Origin of the sequence: Streptomyces sp. NPDC006450, assembly GCF_040612195.1 — a bacterium.
Lineage (GTDB): Bacteria > Actinomycetota > Actinomycetes > Streptomycetales > Streptomycetaceae > Streptomyces.
The window spans coordinates 24,095-43,446 of the sequence record NZ_JBEXPT010000029.1 but is presented as its reverse complement, the minus strand read 5'-3'; the positions used below and the strand labels follow the sequence as shown (position 1 = coordinate 43,446).

Sequence of the window (19,352 nt, the reverse complement as noted above, 5' to 3'; positions counted from 1 at the left end):
GTCAGCCATACTGCTCCTCCACCGCTGCCGAGACGATCGTGGTGACCGCCTTGAAGGTCCGGATCCCCTCGTACATCGTCTCGCTCGTGTACCCGACCCTACGCTCACCCGCCCGTTCGACCCCGGGCACGACGGTGGCCGCCATCGCCAGGTGCTCGGCGTCGAACTCCACCTCCACCGTGAACGGCCCCCCGCGCACCGGCTCGTGGCGCACGGCGAGGGCCGCGGCCTCCTTGGCGGCGGCCCGGATGTCGGCGGCCGTACGCGCCGGGGTGCGGCAGACGGCGGCGTAGCGCGAGACGTGGTCCTTGACGGCGACGGTCACCGCCTCCGGGGCGTAGCCGGCGGCGTCGGCGCAGGTCAGGTCGTCTCCCGTCACGAGGATGACCGGGACCCCGTACTCGGCGACCACGTGCGCGTTGAGCAGGCCCTCGCTGGCGCGGTTCCCGTTGACCCAGACCCCGGTGATGGAGTTGGCGAGGTAGGTGTGGGCGAGCACGCCCTCGGCGCCGGCGCCCGTGTGGTAGCCGACGAAGGCGATGCCGTCGACGTCCCCGTGCTGGACGCCCTCGACCATGGAGAGGGACTTGTGGCGGCCGGTCAGCATCTCGACGCGCGCGTCGAGCCGCTCCAGCAGCAGGTTGCGCATGGTCCAGTGGGCCTCGTTGACGAGGACCTGGTCGGCGCCGGCGTCGTAGAACCCGAGGACGGCGGCGTTCACGTCGGAGGTGAACATGGTCCGGCAGCGTTCCCACTGCGGGGTCCCGGGCAGCACGTCGGCGGGCCAGGTGACGCCGGTGGCGCCTTCCATGTCGGCGGAGATGAGGATCTTCATCGGGCCCCCGGGCGGTCGGTAGCGCTCAGGGCCCCACCCTAGTCCTCCGGCCCCCGCCGGGCCTCGTGGCCACGCCCGGGCCGCGTCGGGTCCCGGGCGGGCGCATTTCACCCGATCCGGTGAGGCCCGGCCTCCGGCCTCACCGGCAACGGCCTTGCTCAGCCCTTGACTTCGGCCGCCAGGTTGGCGAGCAGGGTGTCGTAGATGCGGGCCAGGCCCTTGGGTGCGAAGGTGCGCTCGAAGAAGCCGCCGATGCCGCCCGCGCCGTTCCACACGGTGGTGACGACGGCCTTGGACTTGCCCTCGCCCGCCGGGGTGACCGTCCAGGTGGTGACCATGGAGGAGTTGCGGTCCTTCTCCACGAGCTGGCCGTCCGTGGGCTCGGTGACCTCCAGCAGGCAGTCGCGAACCCGCTTGCTCGTGGCCTGGAGCTTCCAGTGGACGAGGGTGCCCTCGCCGTCGCCGCCCTCGCGCACCTCGTACTCGCTGAAGTGCTCGGGCAGCACCTTGCCCCGGGTCCCGGTGTAGTCGGCCAGCGCGTCGAACACGGTCTCCGCGTCCGCCCCGATGATGCGTTCCGTGGTGGCCTCGACCTGCGCCATGGCTTTCCTCCAGCAGTTGTGTTCGCTCGTCACCGCGAAGCCAACCACCTCCGGGGCGGGCGCCCAAATCCGGGTCAGACGTGACAGCGCAGGGACACCAGCAGGGTGTCGGCCGACAGCCCGGCGAGGTAGGCCGGCCCGCCCCCGGCGGCGAGCTCCGGCGGCGGGGGGTGCGGGCAGGCGGCGGGGTCGTCGCAGGCGCCGTGCAGGGGCCACCCGCCGTCCTCGTACCACCAGCCGTCGAGGGTCAGCAGGTGGCAGTTCCCTACGGCCTCGCGCGCGCCGCGCCGGGCGAACTCCTCCCGGGTCCAGCGGCCGATCGACCCGAGCGGGTCGGTCCAGCCGTCGACGAGGGCGGGGCGGAACTCCTCGTCCGCGGGGTCGAGCCGCAGCCCGGCGGCCCACTCCCGGTACGCGGCGACGGGGGTCTGCGCGAGGTAGTCGGCGCGAGCCGGCGCGCGCAGCGCGTCGTACGCGCTGCCGTCCATCCCCGGCGGCCACTCGGGGCAGAAGTCGCCCCAGGGGCGGGAGGGCGGGTTCGACCGGGCCACTTCCCGCCAGCCGTCCCAGACGAGACGGGCGACCGCGGCGGCCCGCTCCCAGGGCCTGCGCTCCAGCAGTCCGAGCGGGCCGCCCGCGCACCAGCCGGGCAGGCTCGGCTGGGCGGTGCCGTCCCAGAGCGGCTGGTCGTGGACGATCCGGGGATCCGCCTCGTGGCCGGGCAGGATCCGGTACCCGACGCCGTCCGCGTCTCCGTCGATCCGCCAGTGGTCCCAGATCAGCAGATCGTCCGCGATGTCCCCCTCCCTCTCGTAGAAGAAGGGCGCCATCGCCTCGCCGATCGCCTCCTCCAGCCGGCCCCGGGCCTCGCCCGGAAGGCACACCGTGAGTCTGTGTCTCGCCATGGCGCACAGCTTTCCATCCCCGACACCGCGCTGACCAGCGGGTTTACCGGGCTGCACGATCATGGGAACGTTTGTTCTATTCTCGGGGCGAACTACCGAGGGAGGACCTCGACACCGGCATCGGCTTCGACTCCCAGATCGTCGTCAAGACCAACGCCCCCGAGCTCCTGCGCCGCGAGCTCGCCTCGCCCCGCTGGAGCGGCGCGCACATCGCGATGGGCACCAACGTGGACTGCTATCAGCGTGCCGAGGGCCGCTACCGCCTGATGCCCGGGATCATCGAGGCGCTCCGGGAGCGGGCCAATCCCTTCTCGATCCTCACCAAGGGCACCCTGATCCTGCGCGACCTCCCCCTCATCCAGGAAGCAGCGGCCGTCGCCGACGTCGGGATCTCCGTCTCCGTCGGCTTCACCGACACCGCCCTGTGGCGCACGGTCGAGCCGGGCACCCCCTCCCCCGCCGCCCGGCTGCAGGCAGTCCGCACGCTCACCGACGCGGGCATCGAGTGCGGGGTGCTGATGGCCCCGGTGATCCCCTTCCTCGGGGACTCCGCGGAGCAGCTGCGGGCCACCGTCCGGGCCGTCGCCGCGTCCGGGGCGACCTCCGTGACACCCCTGGTACTCCATCTGCGCCCCGGGGCGCGGGAATGGTTCACGGCCTGGCTCGGCGAGCACCACCCCCACCTGGTCGAGCGGTACGAGCGGATGTACGCGGGCGGCTCGTACGCGCCCACCTGGTACCAGCGGATGATCACCCGCCAAGTCCATGAGCTCGCCGCCGAATTCGGCATCGGCCCCGGCGGTAGCGGCCCGGCCCGGCGGATCGTCGTCCCGGAGCGGCCGGGCGGGCCCGCGCCCGCACCCGGGGCGACCCAGCTCAGCCTGCTCTGAGCGCCCGTACGACCGTACGACCGACTGAAGGGTCATCACATCGGGCCAATCGGGGCCCCAATCCCCCCTTCCGAGCACAGGTTCCGGGACGATTCCGCCCAGAACCCTTGGCTGGGAGGCCCCATGCTCCACCCGATGCTGCACCCGACGAAAAGCAAGCCCGGTCCCGCTCTGCGGCGCGCCGCCGTCCTGCTGGCGGTGTCCACCCTCGCCGCCGCCCTGGCGAGCCCGGTCACGGCCGCGGCCCCGGCAGCGGCCGCCCCGGCCGCCGAGGCACTGAAGTGGTCGAACTGCGCGACCTCCCGCTACCCGACGCTCCAGTGCGCCTCCCTCAAGGTCCCCCTCGACCACGACGACCCGGCCGGCCGGCAGATCTCCCTCGCCCTGACCCGGGTCCCCCACACGGCCGCCCGCTCCCAGGGCCCGCTGCTGGTCAACCCCGGCGGGCCCGGCGGCAGCGGGCGCACCCTGGCCGGGTTCATCGCCTCCGCACTGCCCAAGGAGGTCGCGGCCCAGTACGACGTGATCGGCTTCGACCCGCGGGGCGTCGGCAAGAGCGAGCCCGCCCTGGACTGCGGCGCGGGCCACTTCACCCCCGTACGGCCCGACTCCGTACCGCTGGACGAGAAGACCGAGCGGGCCAACCTGGAGCGGGTGAAGGCCTTCGCCGAGTCCTGCCAGACCAAGCACGCCGACGTCCTCCCGTACATCGGCACGGTGTCGGCGGCCCGTGACCTCGAAGTGCTGCGCGCCGCCCTGCGCGCGGACAAGCTCAGCTACTTCGGCTACTCCTACGGCACCTTCCTGGGCGCGGTGTACGCCAAGCTGCACCCCGACCGGATCCACCGCCTGGTCCTGGACTCCGTCGTCGACCCGGCCGGGGTCTGGTACGAGGACAACCTCTCCCAGGACCAGGCCTTCGACTCCCGCCACAAGGCCTTCCTGGCGTGGGTGGCCCGCTACGACTCCACGTACCACCTCGGCACCGACCCGGCCCGGGTCGAGGCCCGCTGGTACGAGATGCGGACGGCGCTGCGCACAGCCCCGGCCGGCGCCAAGGTGGGCCCGGCGGAGCTGGAGGACACCTTCATGCCGGGCGGCTACTTCAACGGCTACTGGCCCCACCTCGCGACGGCCTTCGCCGCGTACGCCGTGGAGGGGGACCCGAAGCCGCTGGTCTCCGCGTACGAGAAGTTCGGCGCGGTCGAGCCCTCGGCGGGCAACAGCTACAGCGTCTACACGGCCGTGCAGTGCCGGGACTCGGCGTGGCCCAGGAACTGGAACCAGTGGCGGGCCGACATGTGGCGCACGCACGCCAAGGCGCCCTTCATGACCTGGAACAACGCCTGGTACAACGCCCCGTGCGCGTTCTGGCCGACCGAGCCGCTCCAGGCCCCGGACGTGACCAACACGGCGCTCCCGCAGGCGCTCCTCTTCCAGGCGACCGAGGACGCCGCGACCCCCTACGAGGGCGCGGTGAGCATGCGGCGCAAGCTCGCGGGCTCGGCGCTGGTCGTCGAGGAGGGCGGCGGCAACCACGGCGTCGCCCTCAGCGGCAACAAGTGCCTCGACGAGAAGCTGTCCGCGTACCTGCTGACGGGCAAGGCCGCGGACGCCGTCTGCCCCGCCCAGCCGGCCCCCACCCCGGTCCCGGCGACCCGCGCGGTTCCGCCGTCGGCGGGCGGCGCCGCCCTGCACGGGCTGCTCGGCTTCCGGGGCTAGGCCGAGCCGCAGCGGGCAAGATCATGCCCATGAACACCTCACAGGACAACCACCTCACCCGCATCGCCGCGCCCCGGGGCGTCGCCCCGGGCACCGGCTACCACCACGTCGTCTGGGGCACGGGACGGTTCGTCGCCGTGTCCGGGCAGTGCGCCTTCGACGAGAAGGGCGAGCTGGTCGGCGAGGGCGACGCCGCCGCCCAGGCCCGGCAGGTGTTCGAGAACCTGCGGCGGTGCCTGGCGGCGGCCGGGGCCACCTTCGACGACGTGGTGAAGCTGACGTACTTCGTCACGGACGTCGCCGACCTCCCGGCCGTACGGGAGGCCCGCGACGAGGTGATCGACCCGGACCGCCTCCCGGCCTCCTCGGCGGTCCAGGTGGCGGCGCTGTTCCGGCCCGAACTGCTGATGGAGATCGAGGCCTTCGCGGTCGTCCCGGAGCGGCCCGGGTCCGGGCCGGGCTACGAGGCCGAGTCCGAGACCGGCTTCAGGACCGGGTCCGGGGCCGGGCTCGGGACCGGCTTCAAGACCGGCTTCGCTAGCTGACGCCCAGCTCCCGCAGGGCCGCCGTCGCCGCCACCGCCAGCCGGGGGTGCGACTGGGCCCGGATCAGGACCTCCCGGGCGCGCTGGTCCGCCAGCGCGCCCAGCCCCTCCACACAGGCCAGGGCCACCCGCCAGTACGGGTCGTGCGGCGCGAGCAGCCGCGACAGCGTGCGGATCAGCGCAGGGGCCGACTCCGGAGCGCGCAGCGCCGCCAGCAGCCGGACCGGGTGCAGGGCGTAGGCCGTGCGCAGGTCGTTCGTCGCCAGCGCCGCCGCCGCGCGGGCCGTGCGCGGGTCCCCGAGGACGGCCAGCGCCTGCGCGGCCGCCTCGCAGCGGGGCGGGTCCCGGTGGTTGAGCAGCAGGACCAGGGATTCGAAGGCGCGCCGGTCGCCGGCCAGCCCCAGCCGGTACGCGGCCAGCTCGCGGGCCCACAGGGGCAGCCCGGCGGAGGTCAGGGATGCCGCCAGGCCGTCCGCGTCCGCCGCGAGCAGCGCCTCGTACTCCGGTGCCTGCGCGGCTTCCGCCCGCAGGCGCTCCAACACGTCGTTCACCCGGCCACCCTAGGCGGCCCCGGCGGCCGCCGCGCCGGGTTCCCCGACACGGGTGGGCGCCGCGCGGTCGGGCCTTCGAACAGCCGGTTGATCGATGATCGATGATCGGTACATTTGGGCGGTACAGGTCACATCTGCGCGCTCTGGCGGACCAGTTGGGCACGCGTTACTGTCCCTACAACACGTACGAGGTCGGCCTGGTGACGCAGCCACCTCGTGCCAGTCGGTTCTGCACGACTTCCGCACCACCTCACGGCGTGACCCCGGGACAGGGCTCCGCCGCTTTGGCCCCACGGGCTTCTTCCTGCCGGGTTCCCCCGGCTCGGCTCCTCCCGTTTCTTCGGCCCTCCGGGTTCCCCGGTTCCTCCGGGTTCCCCGGTTCCGACGCGACCCCTGGTTCCGCCGCGATCCCCGGTTCGCTCCGCGAGCCCCGGGGCTTCTCCGCACGGACGTCCGCATGGTCTTCCGTACGGCCTCCGCGCGCGCCGTGCGCCGCGCGCCCCCTCAGTCGTCACCCTCTTCCACTGGAGTCCCGCGATGGACCTTCCGTCCACGTCCGGTCAGCCCTCCCCCTCCTCCCAGCCCGTCCGTCCCGCCCTGCAGACCATCGCGGTCGTCGGTCTCGGCACGATGGGCTCCGGCATCGCCGAGGTCCTCGCCCGGGCCGGCCGCGAGGTCATCGGCATCGACGTCAGCGAGGCCGCCGCCCGCCGGGCCACCGCGTCCCTCGCGGCGGCCACCGCCCGCTCCGTGGTCCGCGGACAGCTCACCGAGCAGGAGCGCGAAGGGGTCCTCGCCCGCTTCCGCACCTTCTCCGAGCTGGGCGCCGCCGCCGACGCCGACCTCGTCATCGAGGTGGTCCCCGAGTCCTACGAGCTCAAGCAGCGGATCTTCCGCGAGCTCGACGCGATCGTCCGGCCCGCCGCGATCCTGGCCACCGGCACCAACGCCCTGTCGGTGACGCGGATGGCCGCCGAGTCCCAGCGCCCGGAGCGCGTGGTCGGCCTGCACTTCTTCAACCCGGTCGGGGCGATGAAGCTGGTCGAGGTCGTCTCCAGCGTCCTGACGGCCCCGCCGGCCGTCGAGGCGGTCACCACCCTGGCCCGCGAGCTCGGCAAGGAGCCGGTCGCGGTCGGCGACCGCCCGGGCTTCGTCGCCGACGGCCTGCTGTTCGGCTACCTCAACCAGGCCGCCGCCATGTACGAGGCGAAGTACGCCTCCCGCGAGGACATCGACGCGGCGATGAGGCTGGGCTGCGGCCTGCCGATGGGCCCGCTCGCGCTGCTCGACCTGATCGGCGTGGACACCGCCCGCACCGTCCTGGAGGCCATGTACACGGCCTCGGGCGACCGGCTGCACGCCCCGGCCCCGATCCTCGGCCACCTCGCCGAGGCGGGCCTGACCGGGCAGAAGTCCGGGCGCGGCTTCTACACGTACGAGGCCCCGGGCAGCCAGGTCGTCGTCCGTGACCTGCAGACGCCGCCGGACGGGGAGCTGGTCCGGGCGAGCCGTCCGGTGAACTCGGTCGGCGTGGCCGGCTCGGGCACGATGGCGAGCGGGATCGCGCAGGTCTTCGCGCAGGCCGGCTTCCCCGTGGTGCTGGCGGCCCGCAGCCAGGAGAAGGCGGACGCGGCGAAGGCCGCGATCGCCAAGTCCCTGGCCCGCGCGGTGGACCGGGGCCGGCTGACGGCCGAGGCCGCCGCCGCCACCGTGGGCCGGATCACGGCGGCGGGCTCGCTGGACGCCTTCGCCGACGTGGACCTGGCCGTGGAGGCCGTCGCCGAGGACCTGGAGGTGAAGCAGGAGCTGTTCCGTGCTCTGGACAAGTCCTGCAAGCCCGGTGCGGTGCTCGCGACCACGACCTCCTCGCTCCCGGTGATCGCGATCGCCCGCGCGACCTCGCGGCCCGAGGACGTCATCGGCATGCACTTCTTCAACCCGGCCCCGGCGATGAAGCTGGTCGAGGTGGTCCGCACCGTCCTGACCGCCGACGACGTGCACGCCACGGTCCGCGGGATCTGCGGGCAGGTCCGCAAGCACGCGGTGGACTGCGGGGACCGGGCCGGCTTCATCGTGAACGCGCTGCTGTTCCCGTACCTCAACAACGCGATCAAGATGGTCGAGCAGCACTACGCGGGCATCGACGACATCGACGCGGCGATGAAGCTGGGCGGCGGCTACCCGATGGGGCCCTTCGAGCTCCTCGACGTGGTCGGCCTGGACGTGTCGCTGGCCATCGAGCAGGTCCTGCACAAGGAGTTCCGCGACCCGGGTCTGGCCCCCTCCCCGCTGCTGGAGCACCTGGTCGCGGCGGGCTGCCTGGGCCGGAAGACCGGCCGCGGATTCCGTGAGTACGCCCCCCGCCGGTAACCCGCGGCGGGCCCAGGGGCCCCAAGAACAGGATGCGTGGGGAGGGCTGCTCGGGTCCGCCGGACCCTCACGGCGGACGAACCCTCCCGAGGAGCACTGTGTGCCCAGTGCCGGCCCTCCCCCGCATCCCTTCCCGTCCCACCCCCCTCGGGAGCGCTCTCCCGCACGAATGAAGTACTTTCGCTCTATGTCCCAGCCCGCCAAGACCCCACCCCGCGCCTCCGCTGTCTCCGACGCCCCGGAGACCCCGGCCGGTACCAAGGCGGCCGCGCAGCGGCTCAAGATGCGCCGTGAGCTCGCGGCGGCCGCCATGGAGCTCTTCGCGAACAAGGGGTACGAGGCCACGACGGTCGACGAGATCGCCTCCGTGGCCGGGGTCGCCCGCCGGACCTTCTTCCGGCACTTCCGGTCCAAGGAAGAGGCGATCTTCCCGGACCACGACGACACCCTGACCCGCGCCGAGGCCGTCCTCGACGTGGCCCCGGCGCACGAGCACCCGCTCGACACGGTGTGCCGGGGGATCAAGGAAGTCATGAAGATGTACGCCGCCTCGCCGGCGGTGTCGGTGGAGCGCTACCGGCTCACCCGCGAGGTTCCGGCGCTGCGGGAGCGGGAGATCGCCTCGGTCGCCCGCTACGAGCGGCTGTTCACCCGCTACCTGCTGGCCCATTTCGACGAGACCGACCACCACGACGGCAACGACGACCCGCTGCTGGCGGAGGTCGCCGCCTCGGCGGTGGTCACGGCCCACAACCACGTGCTGCGGCGCTGGCTGCGGGCGGGCGGTCAGGGCGACGTGGAGGCGCAGCTCGACCACGCCTTCTCGATCGTGCGCAAGACCTTCGGTTCCGGGATCGGCGCGGGGCGCACCCTGAGCACGGCGCCGCCGCCGGAGCCCGCCACCGCGGCCGCCGCGGTGCGTACGCAGGGCGAGGTGCTGGTGGCGGTGGCCCGCACGGACGCCCCCCTGGACGAGGTCATGCGGACCATCGAAGAGGCGCTCAGAAACAAGTAGGCGACACACGTCACAGCGGCCGCTCCCGTTCCGGGGGCGGCCGCTTTCGTTTGTCCGAGTTGCCCCTACTCGCGGGTAACTCTGATCGATCATCGCTCATCGGTGCAGGTCAATCGGCAAATGAGAGAAAGTTTTGGCACGCGGTGCCTTGCTGAGTGACACGGGGTGCCATACGTTGAATCTCGTCCGGATGTCCCCGCGATCCAGCCCACTCGGCACGGAACGCGCCCCGGATGCCTGCGTCACCAGGCCCCCGCACGCCCCACCACAGGCAACGCGCAGCTCCACCCCAGCCGAATCGACGGCACCCCGAGCAGTACCACCCCGCGCTTCGCCGCACAGCAGCTCAACGCACCCCGTTTCCCTCAGCGCACCCTCATCAGCGCACGGCCGGAGGCAACACCGTGAAGGACATCCTGGACGCGATCCAGTCGCAGGCCGCGACGGCCGCCGACTTCGCTGCCCTGCCGCTCCCCGACTCGTACCGCGCGATCACCGTGCACAAGGACGAGACGGAGATGTTCGCCGGGCTCACCACCCGCGAGAAGGACCCCCGCAAGTCCCTGCACCTCGACGAGGTCCCGCTCCCCGAGCTGGGCCCGGGCGAGGCCCTGGTGGCCGTCATGGCTTCCTCGGTCAACTACAACTCGGTGTGGACCTCGATCTTCGAGCCGGTCTCCACCTTCAGTTTCCTGGAGCGCTACGGGCGCCTCTCGGAGCTCACCAAGCGCCACGACCTGCCGTACCACATCATCGGCTCGGACCTCGCGGGCGTCGTCCTGCGCACCGGCCCCGGCGTGAACGCCTGGAAGCCGGGCGACGAGGTCGTCGCGCACTGCCTGTCGGTCGAGCTGGAGTCCTCCGACGGCCACAACGACACGATGCTCGACCCCGAGCAGCGCATCTGGGGCTTCGAGACCAACTTCGGCGGTCTGGCGGAGATCGCGCTGGTCAAGTCGAACCAGCTGATGCCCAAGCCCGACCACCTCAGCTGGGAGGAGGCCGCCTCCCCCGGCCTGGTCAACTCCACCGCGTACCGCCAGCTGGTCTCCCGCAACGGCGCCGGCATGAAGCAGGGCGACAACGTCCTGATCTGGGGCGCCAGCGGCGGGCTCGGCTCGTACGCCACCCAGTTCGCGCTGGCCGGCGGCGCCAACCCGATCTGCGTGGTCTCCTCCCCGGAGAAGGCCGACATCTGCCGGGCGATGGGCGCGACGGCGGTCATCGACCGCAACGCCGAGGGCTACAAGTTCTGGAAGGACGAGCACACCCAGGACCCGAAGGAGTGGAAGCGCTTCGGCAAGCGCATCCGCGAGCTGACCGGCGGCGAGGACATCGACATCGTCTTCGAGCACCCGGGCCGCGAGACCTTCGGCGCCTCGGTCTACGTCACCCGCAAGGGCGGCACCATCACCACCTGCGCCTCGACCTCGGGCTACATGCACGAGTACGACAACCGCTACCTGTGGATGTCCCTGAAGAAGATCATCGGCTCGCACTTCGCGAACTACCGCGAGGCCTGGGAGGCCAACCGCCTGGTCTCGAAGGGCAAGATCCACCCCACCCTGTCGAAGGTCTACTCCCTCGAGGAGACCGGCCAGGCCGCCTACGACGTCCACCGCAACCTCCACCAGGGCAAGGTCGGCGTGCTGTGCCTGGCCCCCGAGGAAGGCCTCGGCGTCAAGGACCACGAGATGCGCGCCACGCACCTGGACGCGATCAACCGCTTCCGCAACATCTGAGACCCCTCAAAGGCCAAAGGGACAGCCTGAGATGACAGAGCGCCAGAAGGACCGTCCGTGGCTCATGCGGACGTACGCCGGCCACTCCACGGCCGAGGCGTCCAACGAGCTGTACCGCCGCAACCTCGCCAAGGGCCAGACCGGCCTGTCGGTCGCGTTCGACCTGCCGACGCAGACCGGCTACGACCCCGACCACATCCTCGCCCGCGGCGAGGTCGGCCGGGTCGGGGTCCCGGTCTCCCATCTGGGCGACATGCGGCGGCTGTTCCAGGACATCCCCCTGGAACAGATGAACACCTCGATGACGATCAACGCCACCGCCATGTGGCTGCTGGCGCTCTACCAGGTGGCCGCCGAGGAGCAGGGAGCGGACATCTCCCAGCTCCAGGGCACCACCCAGAACGACATCGTCAAGGAGTACCTCTCGCGCGGGACGCACGTCTTCCCGCCCGGGCCCTCGCTCCGCCTGACGACGGACATGATCGCGTACACGGTCAACCACATCCCGAAGTGGAACCCGATCAACATCTGCAGCTACCACCTGCAGGAGGCCGGGGCCACGCCCGTCCAGGAGATCTCGTACGCGATGTCCACGGCCATCGCGGTCCTGGACTCGGTGCGCGACTCGGGGCAGGTCCCGCCGGAGCGGTTCGGCGAGGTCGTCGCCCGGATCTCCTTCTTCGTGAACGCGGGCGTCCGCTTCATCGAGGAGATGTGCAAGATGCGCGCCTTCGGCCGCATCTGGGACAAGGTCACCCGCGAGCGCTACGGCATCGAGAACGACAAGCAGCGCCGCTTCCGCTACGGGGTCCAGGTCAACTCCCTGGGCCTGACCGAGGCGCAGCCGGAGAACAACGTCCAGCGGATCGTGCTGGAGATGCTCGCGGTGACCCTCTCCAAGGACGCCCGCGCCCGCGCCGTGCAGCTGCCCGCCTGGAACGAGGCGCTGGGCCTGCCCCGGCCCTGGGACCAGCAGTGGTCGCTGCGCATCCAGCAGGTCCTCGCCCACGAGAGCGACCTGCTGGAGTACGAGGACATCTTCGCCGGCTCGCACGTGATCGAGGCCAAGGTCGAGTCCCTGGTGGCCGAGTGCCTGGCCGAGATCGACCGGATCCAGGAGATGGGCGGCGCGATGGCGGCCGTCGAGTCCGGGTACCTCAAGGGCGAGCTGGTCTCCTCGCACGCCGCGCGGCGGGCCCGGATCGAGGACGGCCAGGACAAGATCGTCGGCGTCAACTGCTTCCAGCAGACCGAGGAGAACCCGCTCACCGCCGACCTGGACGGCGCCATCATGACGGTGGACGGGGCCCTGGAGGCGCAGACCGTCGAGCGCATCGGCCGCTGGAGGGCCGAGCGCCAGGAGTCCTCGGAGCGGCAGGGCGGCGGTGACCCGTTCGTCTTCCCCACGGTCATGCAGGCCCTGGACCGGCTGAAGGAGGCCGCGGCCGGGGACGAGAACCTGATGGAGGCCACCCTGGAGTGCGCCCGCGCCGGTGTCACCACCGGCGAGTGGTCGAGCGCGCTGCGCGAGGTGTTCGGTGAGTTCCGGGCTCCGACCGGGGTCTCCTCGGCCCCGGTGGCCGTGACCGCCGAGGAGGGGACCCCCATGGCCCTCGTCCGCGCGAAGGTCTCCCGTACGGCCGAGGACCTCGGCTCCGGCCGGCTGCGCCTGCTGGTCGGCAAGCCCGGCCTGGACGGGCACTCCAACGGCGCCGAGCAGATCGCCGTACGGGCCCGCGACGCCGGCTTCGAGGTGGTCTACCAGGGCATCCGGCTGACTCCCGAGGAGATTTCCTCGGCGGCCCTGGCCGAGGACGTGCACTGCGTGGGACTGTCCATCCTGTCCGGCTCGCACAGCGCGCTCGTCCCGGACGTGCTGGAACGCCTGCGCGCGGCGGGGGCGGGTGACATCCCCGTCGTGCTCGGCGGCATCATTCCGAATGCGGACGCCGTGGCGCTCAAGGAGGCCGGGGTGGCGGCGGTCTTCACCCCGAAGGACTTCGGCATCACGGAGATCATCGGCCGTATCGTCGACGAGATCCGCAAGGCCAACAAGCTCCACCCGCTCGGCGACGCCGACGAGATCCTCAACACTGACACCCTTGCAAGCACGGAGGTCCCCGCATGACCACGCCCTCTTCCCCGGTCAACCGGCTGCGGCCGCGCCGCTCCTGCCTCGCGGTGCCGGGTTCCAATCCCCGGTTCCTGGAGAAGGCCCAGGGCCTGCCGGCCGACCAGGTCTTCCTCGACCTGGAGGACGCCTGCGCCCCGCTCGCCAAGGAAGGCGCCCGCCACACGATCGTGGACGCGCTGAACAACGGCGACTGGACCGGCAAGACCCGCGTGGTGCGCGTCAACGACTGGACCACGCACTGGACGTACCGCGACGTGATCACGGTCGTCGAGGGCGCCGGCCAGAACCTCGACTGCATCATGCTGCCGAAGGTCCAGGACGCCCAGCAGGTCGTGGCGCTCGACCTCCTCCTGACGCAGATCGAGAAGACCATGGGCTTCGAGGTCGGCAAGATCGGCATCGAGGCGCAGATCGAGAACGCCAAGGGCCTGGTGAACGTCGACGAGATCGCCGGTGCCTCGCCGCGGCTGGAGACCATCATCTTCGGGCCGGCCGACTTCATGGCCTCGATCAACATGAAGTCCCTGGTCGTGGGCATGCAGCCGCCCGGCTACGGCGCGGACGCCTACCACTACATCCTGATGCGGATCCTGATGGCGGCCCGCATGCACGACCTCCAGGCGATCGACGGCCCCTTCCTCCAGATCAAGAACGTCGACGGCTACCGCGAGGTCGCCGGTCGCGCGGCGGCCCTGGGCTTCGACGGCAAGTGGGTGCTGCACCCCGGCCAGGTCGACGCGGCCAACGAGGTCTTCTCCCCCTCCCAGGAGGACTACGACCACGCCGAGCTGATCCTCGACGCGTACGACTGGTGCACCTCCGAGGCCGGCGGCAAGAAGGGCTCCGCGATGCTCGGCGACGAGATGATCGACGAGGCCAGCCGCAAGATGGCGCTGGTCATCTCGGGCAAGGGCCGCGCCGCCGGCATGCAGCGCACCACCAAGTTCGAGATCCCGGAGGCGTAGCACCATGCAGTTCGGACGCACCTACGAAGAGTTCGAGATCGGCGCGGTCTACAAGCACTGGCCCGGGAAGACCGTCACCGAGTACGACGACCATCTCTTCTGCCTGCTGACCATGAACCACCACCCGCTCCACATGGACAGCAACTACGCCGAGAACACGACCGACTTCGGCAAGAACGTGGTCGTGGGCAACTACATCTACTCGCTGCTGCTGGGCATGTCGGTGCCGGACGTCTCCGGCAAGGCCATCGCCAACCTGGAGATCGAGTCGCTGCGGCACGTGGCGCCCACCTTCCACGGGGACACGATCTACGGCGAGACCACGGTCCTGGACAAGACCCCGTCGAAGTCGAAGAACGACCGCGGCATCGTCTACGTGGAGACCAAGGGCTACAAGCAGGACGGCACCCTCGTCTGCGTCTTCCGGCGCAAGGTGATGGTCCCGACCGAGACGTACATCAAGGAGCGCGGCGGCGAGCAGCCCGGCCGCCCCACGCTGAAGGAACAGGGGAAGTAGAACCATGAGCCGACTTGCCCAGACCGCCGGCCTGACGGACGACCAGAGGGACATCCTCAAGACCGTCCGCGAGTTCGTCGACAAGGAGATCATCCCGGTCGCGACCGAGCTGGAGCACCGGGACGAGTACCCGCAGCAGATCGTCGACGGCCTCAAGGAACTCGGCCTCTTCGGCCTGATGATCCCGGAGGAGTACGGCGGCCTGGGTGAGTCGCTGCTCACCTACGCGCTGTGCGTCGAGGAGATCGCGCGCGGCTGGATGTCCGTCTCGGGCATCATCAACACCCACTTCATCGTGGCGTACATGCTCAAGCAGCACGGCACCCAGGAGCAGAGGGAGTACTTCCTTCCGCGGATGGCGCTGGGCGAGGTGCGCGGCGCGTTCTCGATGTCCGAGCCGGGGCTCGGCTCCGATGTGTCGGCCATCACCTCGAAGGCGGTGAAGGACGGTGACGAGTACGTCCTGAACGGCCAGAAGATGTGGCTGACGAACGGCGGCACGTCCACGCTCGTGGCCGTTTTGGTGCGCAGTGACGAAGGACACCCGGAGGGCACCGCCCCCCACAAGTCGATGACGACCTTCCTCGTGGAGAAGGAGGCCGGCTTCGGAGAGGTCCGGCCCGGCCTGACCATCCCGGGCAAGATCGACAAGATGGGCTACAAGGGGGTCGACACCACCGAGCTCATCATGGACGGACTGCGCATTCCGGCCAATCGGGTCCTGGGCGGGGAGACCGGCCGAGGGTTTTACCAAATGATGGACGGGGTCGAGGTCGGCCGCGTCAACGTGGCGGCCCGTGGTTGCGGCGTCGCGCAGCGTGCGTTCGAGCTGGGTGTCTCGTATGCCCAGCAACGTCACACTTTCGGCAAGGCCATCGCCGAGCACCAGGCGATTCAGTTCAAGCTGGCCGAGATGGCTACCAAGGTCGAAGCCGCCCATGCGATGATGGTCAATGCAGCACGCAAAAAGGACTCCGGGGAACGAAACGACCTCGAAGCAGGGATGGCGAAGTACCTCGCCTCCGAGTACTGCAAGGAGGTGGTGGAGGACGCGTTCCGTATCCACGGTGGATACGGCTTCTCGAAGGAGTACGAGATCGAGCGCCTCTACCGAGAGGCGCCCATGCTGCTCATCGGTGAAGGTACCGCCGAGATCCAGAAAATGATCATCGGGCGACGCCTGCTCGAGGAGTACCGGCTCCAGGGCTGAAAGTCCCTTTTGCGGTAAGTCATCCAGTGGTTTTCCGCGAAAGAGTCACTAGCAGTCACTGGCTCACGGTCATCGACTCGGCTTCTGGCTTGCCCAGTTGTTGCGTGCAACCGATAGCATTCCAGTAAAGCCGCCGTCCCGTCCCCCCGTTTGCGGCGCGGCATCACCCGCTACGAAGGTCATCCATGCCCCACAGCCAAACCTCTGCACCTCGCGTCGGCCTCCTCGGTGGACGCCTCGCGCGCGGAGCATCGCCGTGGCTTCTGCCGACCGTCGCCACCGCCGCCCTCAGCCTCACCCGGGCCCGCAAGTCCGGACGCTGGGCGGCAGTGGCCGTGCCCACCACCGCGCTCGCGGCGGGCATGCTGTGGTTCTTCCGCGACCCCGAGCGCGAGATCACGCAGGGCCGGGTCATCTCCCCCGCCGACGGTGTGGTGCAGAGCATCATGCCGTGGAAGGACGGACGGACCCGCGTCGCGATCTTCATGAGCCCCCTGAACGTCCACGTCAACCGTGCGCCCCTCGCGGGCACGGTGACGTCCGTGGAGCACATTCCCGGTGGATTCGTTCCGGCGTTCAACAAGGAGAGCGAGAACAACGAGCGCGTCGTCTGGCACTTCGACACCGAGCTCGGCGACATCGAGATGGTGCAGATCGCCGGCGCCGTCGCCCGTCGCATCGTCCCGTACCTGCCGGCCGGCACCAAGGTGGAGCAGGGCGAACGCATCGGTCTGATCCGCTTCGGCTCCCGCGTCGACATCTACCTCCCCGAGGGCGTCGAGGTCGCGGTCGAGGTCGGACAGGCCACCACCGCGGGGGTGACCCGAATTGACCGTGACTGAACCTGAAACCCCGGCTGCCGGCTGGGTGCCCGAAGCGTCCGAGGAGGAGTCCACCGAGGACGACATGCCGCTGTCACTGCGGTTGTCGATAGCGGACACCCTGACCCTCGGCAACGCGACGTGCGGATTCATGGCGGTGTACTTCACCACCACCGGGATCCTCATCCCGCACCTCACCGGCAGTGGCGAGTCGGGCATGGCCCGCAGCAGCGCGGCCACGGCCGTGATACTGATGCTGCTCGCCGCGGTCTTCGACCTCTTCGACGGCATCGTGGCCCGCAAGCTGCGCAGCTCGCCGATGGGCGCGGAGCTGGACAACCTGTCCGACCTGATCAGCTTCGGCCTGGCTCCGGCGTACTTCGTCCTCGTCTACGGCATGGTCGCCGACGACGCGGTGCAGAAGATGTCGGCGCTGGCGGCGATCGTCGTCCTGCTGGCGGTGGTGCTGCGCCTCGCGAGATTCAGCTGCGTGACGATGAAGGACGGCATGTTCCAGGGCATGCCGAGCCCCTTCGGCGCGCTGACGGTCGTCTCGATCGTGCTGCTGGAGCTGCCGTTCATCCCGACCCTGCTGGCGATCGTCGGCGTGGCCTGGCTGATGGTGAGCCGGGTCGAGTACCCCAAGCCGCGGGGTGTTCTCGCGGTGGCGATGCTGAGCTGGATCGTCGCGGCGATGGGCCTGCTGGCCGCGTGGGCGTTCGACGCGCCGGGCGGCGGGCTGCTGCTCCAGACCGGCTGCGCGCTGCAGATCGCTCTGGCGGCGACCATCCCGCTGTTCGCGACGACCCGTCGCGCGAACACGTTCCGCCACAACCGCCGCGAGGCGAGGGCCACCCAGGCCCCGTAACCCGGCTGTACGCGTACGCAAGGGCCCCCGGCCGCCACCAGGCGGCCGGGGGCCCTTCCGCATCCCCGGGGGCTCCGCCCCGGACCCGTCGCCCGTGGACCGCGCATAGGCTTGGTGTCGGAAAACCGCCAGCCCGGGGGGCGTCCGGCCCGGAGGATGGGAGCCATGTACACCGACACGGAGCGTTGCGTGCGGGCCGTCCAGTCGAAGGACGCCCGCTTCGACGGCTGGTTCTTCACCGCCGTCAGGACCACCGGGATCTACTGCCGCCCCAGCTGCCCCGCCGTACCGCCCAAGGTCGAGAACATGACCTTCCTGCCCAGCGCCGCCGCCTGCCAGCAGAGCGGGTACCGGGCCTGCAAGCGGTGCCGGCCCGACACCTCCCCCGGCTCCCCCGAGTGGAACGCCCGCGCGGACGCCGTCGCCCGCGCCATGCGCCTCATCCAGGACGGGGTGGTCGACCGGGAGGGCGTCCCGGGGCTGGCCTCGCGGCTCGGGTACTCCGCCCGCCAGGTGGAGCGGCAGCTGGGCGCCGAGCTCGGCGCCGGGCCCCTCGCCCTCGCCCGGGCCCAGCGCGCGCAGACCGCCCGGCTGCTGATCGAGACCTCCGGGCTCCCGATGGGCGACATCGCCTTCGCGGCCGGGTTCTCCTCGATCCGGACCTTCAACGACACCGTCCGCGAGGTCTTCGCGCTGGCCCCGAGCGAGCTCCGGGCCAAGGCGGCAGGCCGGGGGGCCGTCCGGGGCGCCGGGTCCGGCCAGGTGCCCGGCACCATCAGCCTGCGGCTCCCCTTCCGCGCCCCGCTCACCCCCGACAACCTCTTCGGCCACCTCGCCGCGACCGCCGTCCCCGGGGTCGAGGAGTGGCGGGCGGGCGCCTACCGCCGCACGCTCCGGCTCCCGTACGGCACCGGCGTCGTCGCCCTCACCCCGCGGCCCGACCACATCGGCTGCCGGCTCGCCCTCACCGACCTGCGCGACCTGACCATCGCCATCAGCCGCTGCCGGCGGCTCCTGGACCTCGACGCGGACCCCGAGGCCGTCGACGAGCAGCTGCGCGCGGACCCGCTGCTGGCCCCGCTCGTGGCCAAGGCTCCCGGCCGCCGCGTGCCCCGTACCGTCGACGCGGAGGAGTTCGCCGTACGGGCGGTCCTGGGGCAGCAGGTGTCCACCGCGGCGGCCCGTACGCACGCGGCCCGCCTCGTACGCGCCCTCGGCGAGCCGGTGACCGACCCCGACCCCGAGGGCGGGCTGACCCACCTGTTCCCCTCCTCGCAGGCCCTGGCCGGGCTGGACCCGGAGTCCCTGGCCCTGCCGCGCAGCCGGCGCACCACCTTCACCACGCTGGTCTCGGCCCTCGCCGACGGCTCGCTCCCGCTCGGCATCGACAGCGACTGGGAGGCGGCCCGCGCACGGCTGGGGGCGCTGCCCGGCTTCGGGCCGTGGACCACCGAGATCATCGCGATGCGGGCGCTGGGCGACCCGGACGCCTTCATCCCGGCCGACCTGGGGATCCGGCGGGCCGCGAAGGGGCTCGGGCTGCCCTCCACGCCCGCCGCCCTGACGGCCCGCGCGGCGCACTGGCGGCCCTGGCGCGCGTACGCCGTGCAGTACCTGTGGGCCACCGAGGACCACGCGATCAACGTCCTGCCCGCCTGACC

At 71.3% G+C, this 19,352-nt stretch carries 17 protein-coding genes; 13 read left to right on the top strand and 4 right to left on the bottom strand.

The genetic code is table 11. The features are described from left to right. Nucleotide 1: 1 nt before the first annotated feature. The 3 genes from ABZY57_RS12545 to ABZY57_RS12535 all read right to left on the bottom strand — a co-directional run bounded on the left by ABZY57_RS12545 (nucleotide 2) and on the right by ABZY57_RS12535 (nucleotide 2,342). Nucleotides 2-835: a M55 family metallopeptidase gene (locus tag ABZY57_RS12545; protein WP_356511003.1), complete on the bottom strand. Its 834-nt coding sequence runs from the start codon at nucleotides 833-835 to the stop codon at nucleotides 2-4. Nucleotides 836-993: 158 nt separating this feature from the next. After that, on the bottom strand, nucleotides 994-1,437 hold the full coding sequence (locus ABZY57_RS12540; RefSeq protein ID WP_266884991.1) for an SRPBCC family protein: 444 nt from the start codon (nucleotides 1,435-1,437) through the stop codon (nucleotides 994-996). Between the two features lie 74 nt (nucleotides 1,438-1,511). After that, nucleotides 1,512-2,342, bottom strand: a complete 831-nt coding sequence (locus ABZY57_RS12535; protein WP_356511000.1) for a hypothetical protein — start codon at nucleotides 2,340-2,342, stop codon at nucleotides 1,512-1,514. Nucleotides 2,343-2,413: 71 nt separating this feature from the next. Between ABZY57_RS12535 and ABZY57_RS12530 the strand changes: the two genes are divergently transcribed. The 3 genes from ABZY57_RS12530 (at nucleotide 2,414) to ABZY57_RS12520 (ending at nucleotide 5,499) form a co-directional block, all read left to right on the top strand. Continuing rightward, nucleotides 2,414-3,232: a radical SAM protein gene (locus ABZY57_RS12530; protein WP_356510998.1), complete on the top strand. Its 819-nt coding sequence runs from the start codon at nucleotides 2,414-2,416 to the stop codon at nucleotides 3,230-3,232. A gap of 123 nt (nucleotides 3,233-3,355) precedes the next feature. Then, complete coding sequence (locus ABZY57_RS12525) at nucleotides 3,356-4,954, top strand: alpha/beta hydrolase (RefSeq protein WP_356510996.1); 1,599 nt, start codon at nucleotides 3,356-3,358, stop codon at nucleotides 4,952-4,954. A gap of 29 nt (nucleotides 4,955-4,983) precedes the next feature. Further along, on the top strand, nucleotides 4,984-5,499 hold the full coding sequence (locus ABZY57_RS12520; RefSeq protein ID WP_356510994.1) for a RidA family protein: 516 nt from the start codon (nucleotides 4,984-4,986) through the stop codon (nucleotides 5,497-5,499). Here ABZY57_RS12520 and ABZY57_RS12515 read toward each other — a convergent pair. Next, entirely contained in the window at nucleotides 5,492-6,049 is a 558-nt protein-coding gene (locus ABZY57_RS12515) for an adenylosuccinate lyase (RefSeq protein ID WP_356510992.1), read from the bottom strand. The two genes, ABZY57_RS12520 and ABZY57_RS12515, sit on opposite strands and share 8 nt — an antisense overlap. A gap of 537 nt (nucleotides 6,050-6,586) precedes the next feature. Here ABZY57_RS12515 and ABZY57_RS12510 point away from each other — a divergent pair. From ABZY57_RS12510 to ABZY57_RS12465, 10 genes are all read left to right on the top strand, one after another. Beyond that, the gene (locus tag ABZY57_RS12510) at nucleotides 6,587-8,419 is read left to right on the top strand and encodes a 3-hydroxybutyryl-CoA dehydrogenase (protein ID WP_356510990.1); all 1,833 of its coding nucleotides are present in this window, start codon (nucleotides 6,587-6,589) and stop codon (nucleotides 8,417-8,419) included. A gap of 187 nt (nucleotides 8,420-8,606) precedes the next feature. Further along, complete coding sequence (locus ABZY57_RS12505; RefSeq protein WP_356510988.1) at nucleotides 8,607-9,434, top strand: TetR family transcriptional regulator; 828 nt, start codon at nucleotides 8,607-8,609, stop codon at nucleotides 9,432-9,434. 404 nt (nucleotides 9,435-9,838) lie between these two features. Further along, the gene (gene ccrA / locus ABZY57_RS12500; protein WP_356510986.1) at nucleotides 9,839-11,176 is read left to right on the top strand and encodes a crotonyl-CoA carboxylase/reductase; all 1,338 of its coding nucleotides are present in this window, start codon (nucleotides 9,839-9,841) and stop codon (nucleotides 11,174-11,176) included. 31 nt (nucleotides 11,177-11,207) lie between these two features. After that, nucleotides 11,208-13,304, top strand: coding sequence for a protein meaA (locus ABZY57_RS12495; RefSeq protein ID WP_356510984.1), 2,097 nt, complete (start codon nucleotides 11,208-11,210; stop codon nucleotides 13,302-13,304). Continuing rightward, nucleotides 13,301-14,275 (top strand): CoA ester lyase, encoded by a 975-nt coding sequence (locus ABZY57_RS12490; RefSeq protein WP_250740413.1) that lies wholly within the window; start codon nucleotides 13,301-13,303, stop codon nucleotides 14,273-14,275. The genes ABZY57_RS12495 and ABZY57_RS12490 overlap by 4 nt, the downstream gene beginning before the upstream one ends. 4 nt (nucleotides 14,276-14,279) lie before the next feature. After that, complete coding sequence (locus ABZY57_RS12485; RefSeq protein WP_053681718.1) at nucleotides 14,280-14,792, top strand: MaoC family dehydratase; 513 nt, start codon at nucleotides 14,280-14,282, stop codon at nucleotides 14,790-14,792. A 4-nt stretch (nucleotides 14,793-14,796) separates the two neighbouring features. Continuing rightward, nucleotides 14,797-16,002: an acyl-CoA dehydrogenase family protein gene (locus tag ABZY57_RS12480; RefSeq protein WP_327303412.1), complete on the top strand. Its 1,206-nt coding sequence runs from the start codon at nucleotides 14,797-14,799 to the stop codon at nucleotides 16,000-16,002. A gap of 185 nt (nucleotides 16,003-16,187) precedes the next feature. Then, entirely contained in the window at nucleotides 16,188-16,844 is a 657-nt protein-coding gene (locus ABZY57_RS12475; RefSeq protein WP_250740415.1) for a phosphatidylserine decarboxylase, read from the top strand. 64 nt (nucleotides 16,845-16,908) lie between these two features. Next, nucleotides 16,909-17,691 carry a CDP-diacylglycerol--serine O-phosphatidyltransferase gene (gene pssA / locus ABZY57_RS12470; RefSeq protein ID WP_267756791.1) on the top strand — a complete coding sequence of 261 codons (783 nt, stop codon included), beginning with the start codon at nucleotides 16,909-16,911 and terminating at the stop codon, nucleotides 17,689-17,691. 165 nt (nucleotides 17,692-17,856) lie between these two features. Next, nucleotides 17,857-19,350: an AlkA N-terminal domain-containing protein gene (locus tag ABZY57_RS12465; protein ID WP_356510981.1), complete on the top strand. Its 1,494-nt coding sequence runs from the start codon at nucleotides 17,857-17,859 to the stop codon at nucleotides 19,348-19,350. Nucleotides 19,351-19,352: the final 2 nt, after the last annotated feature.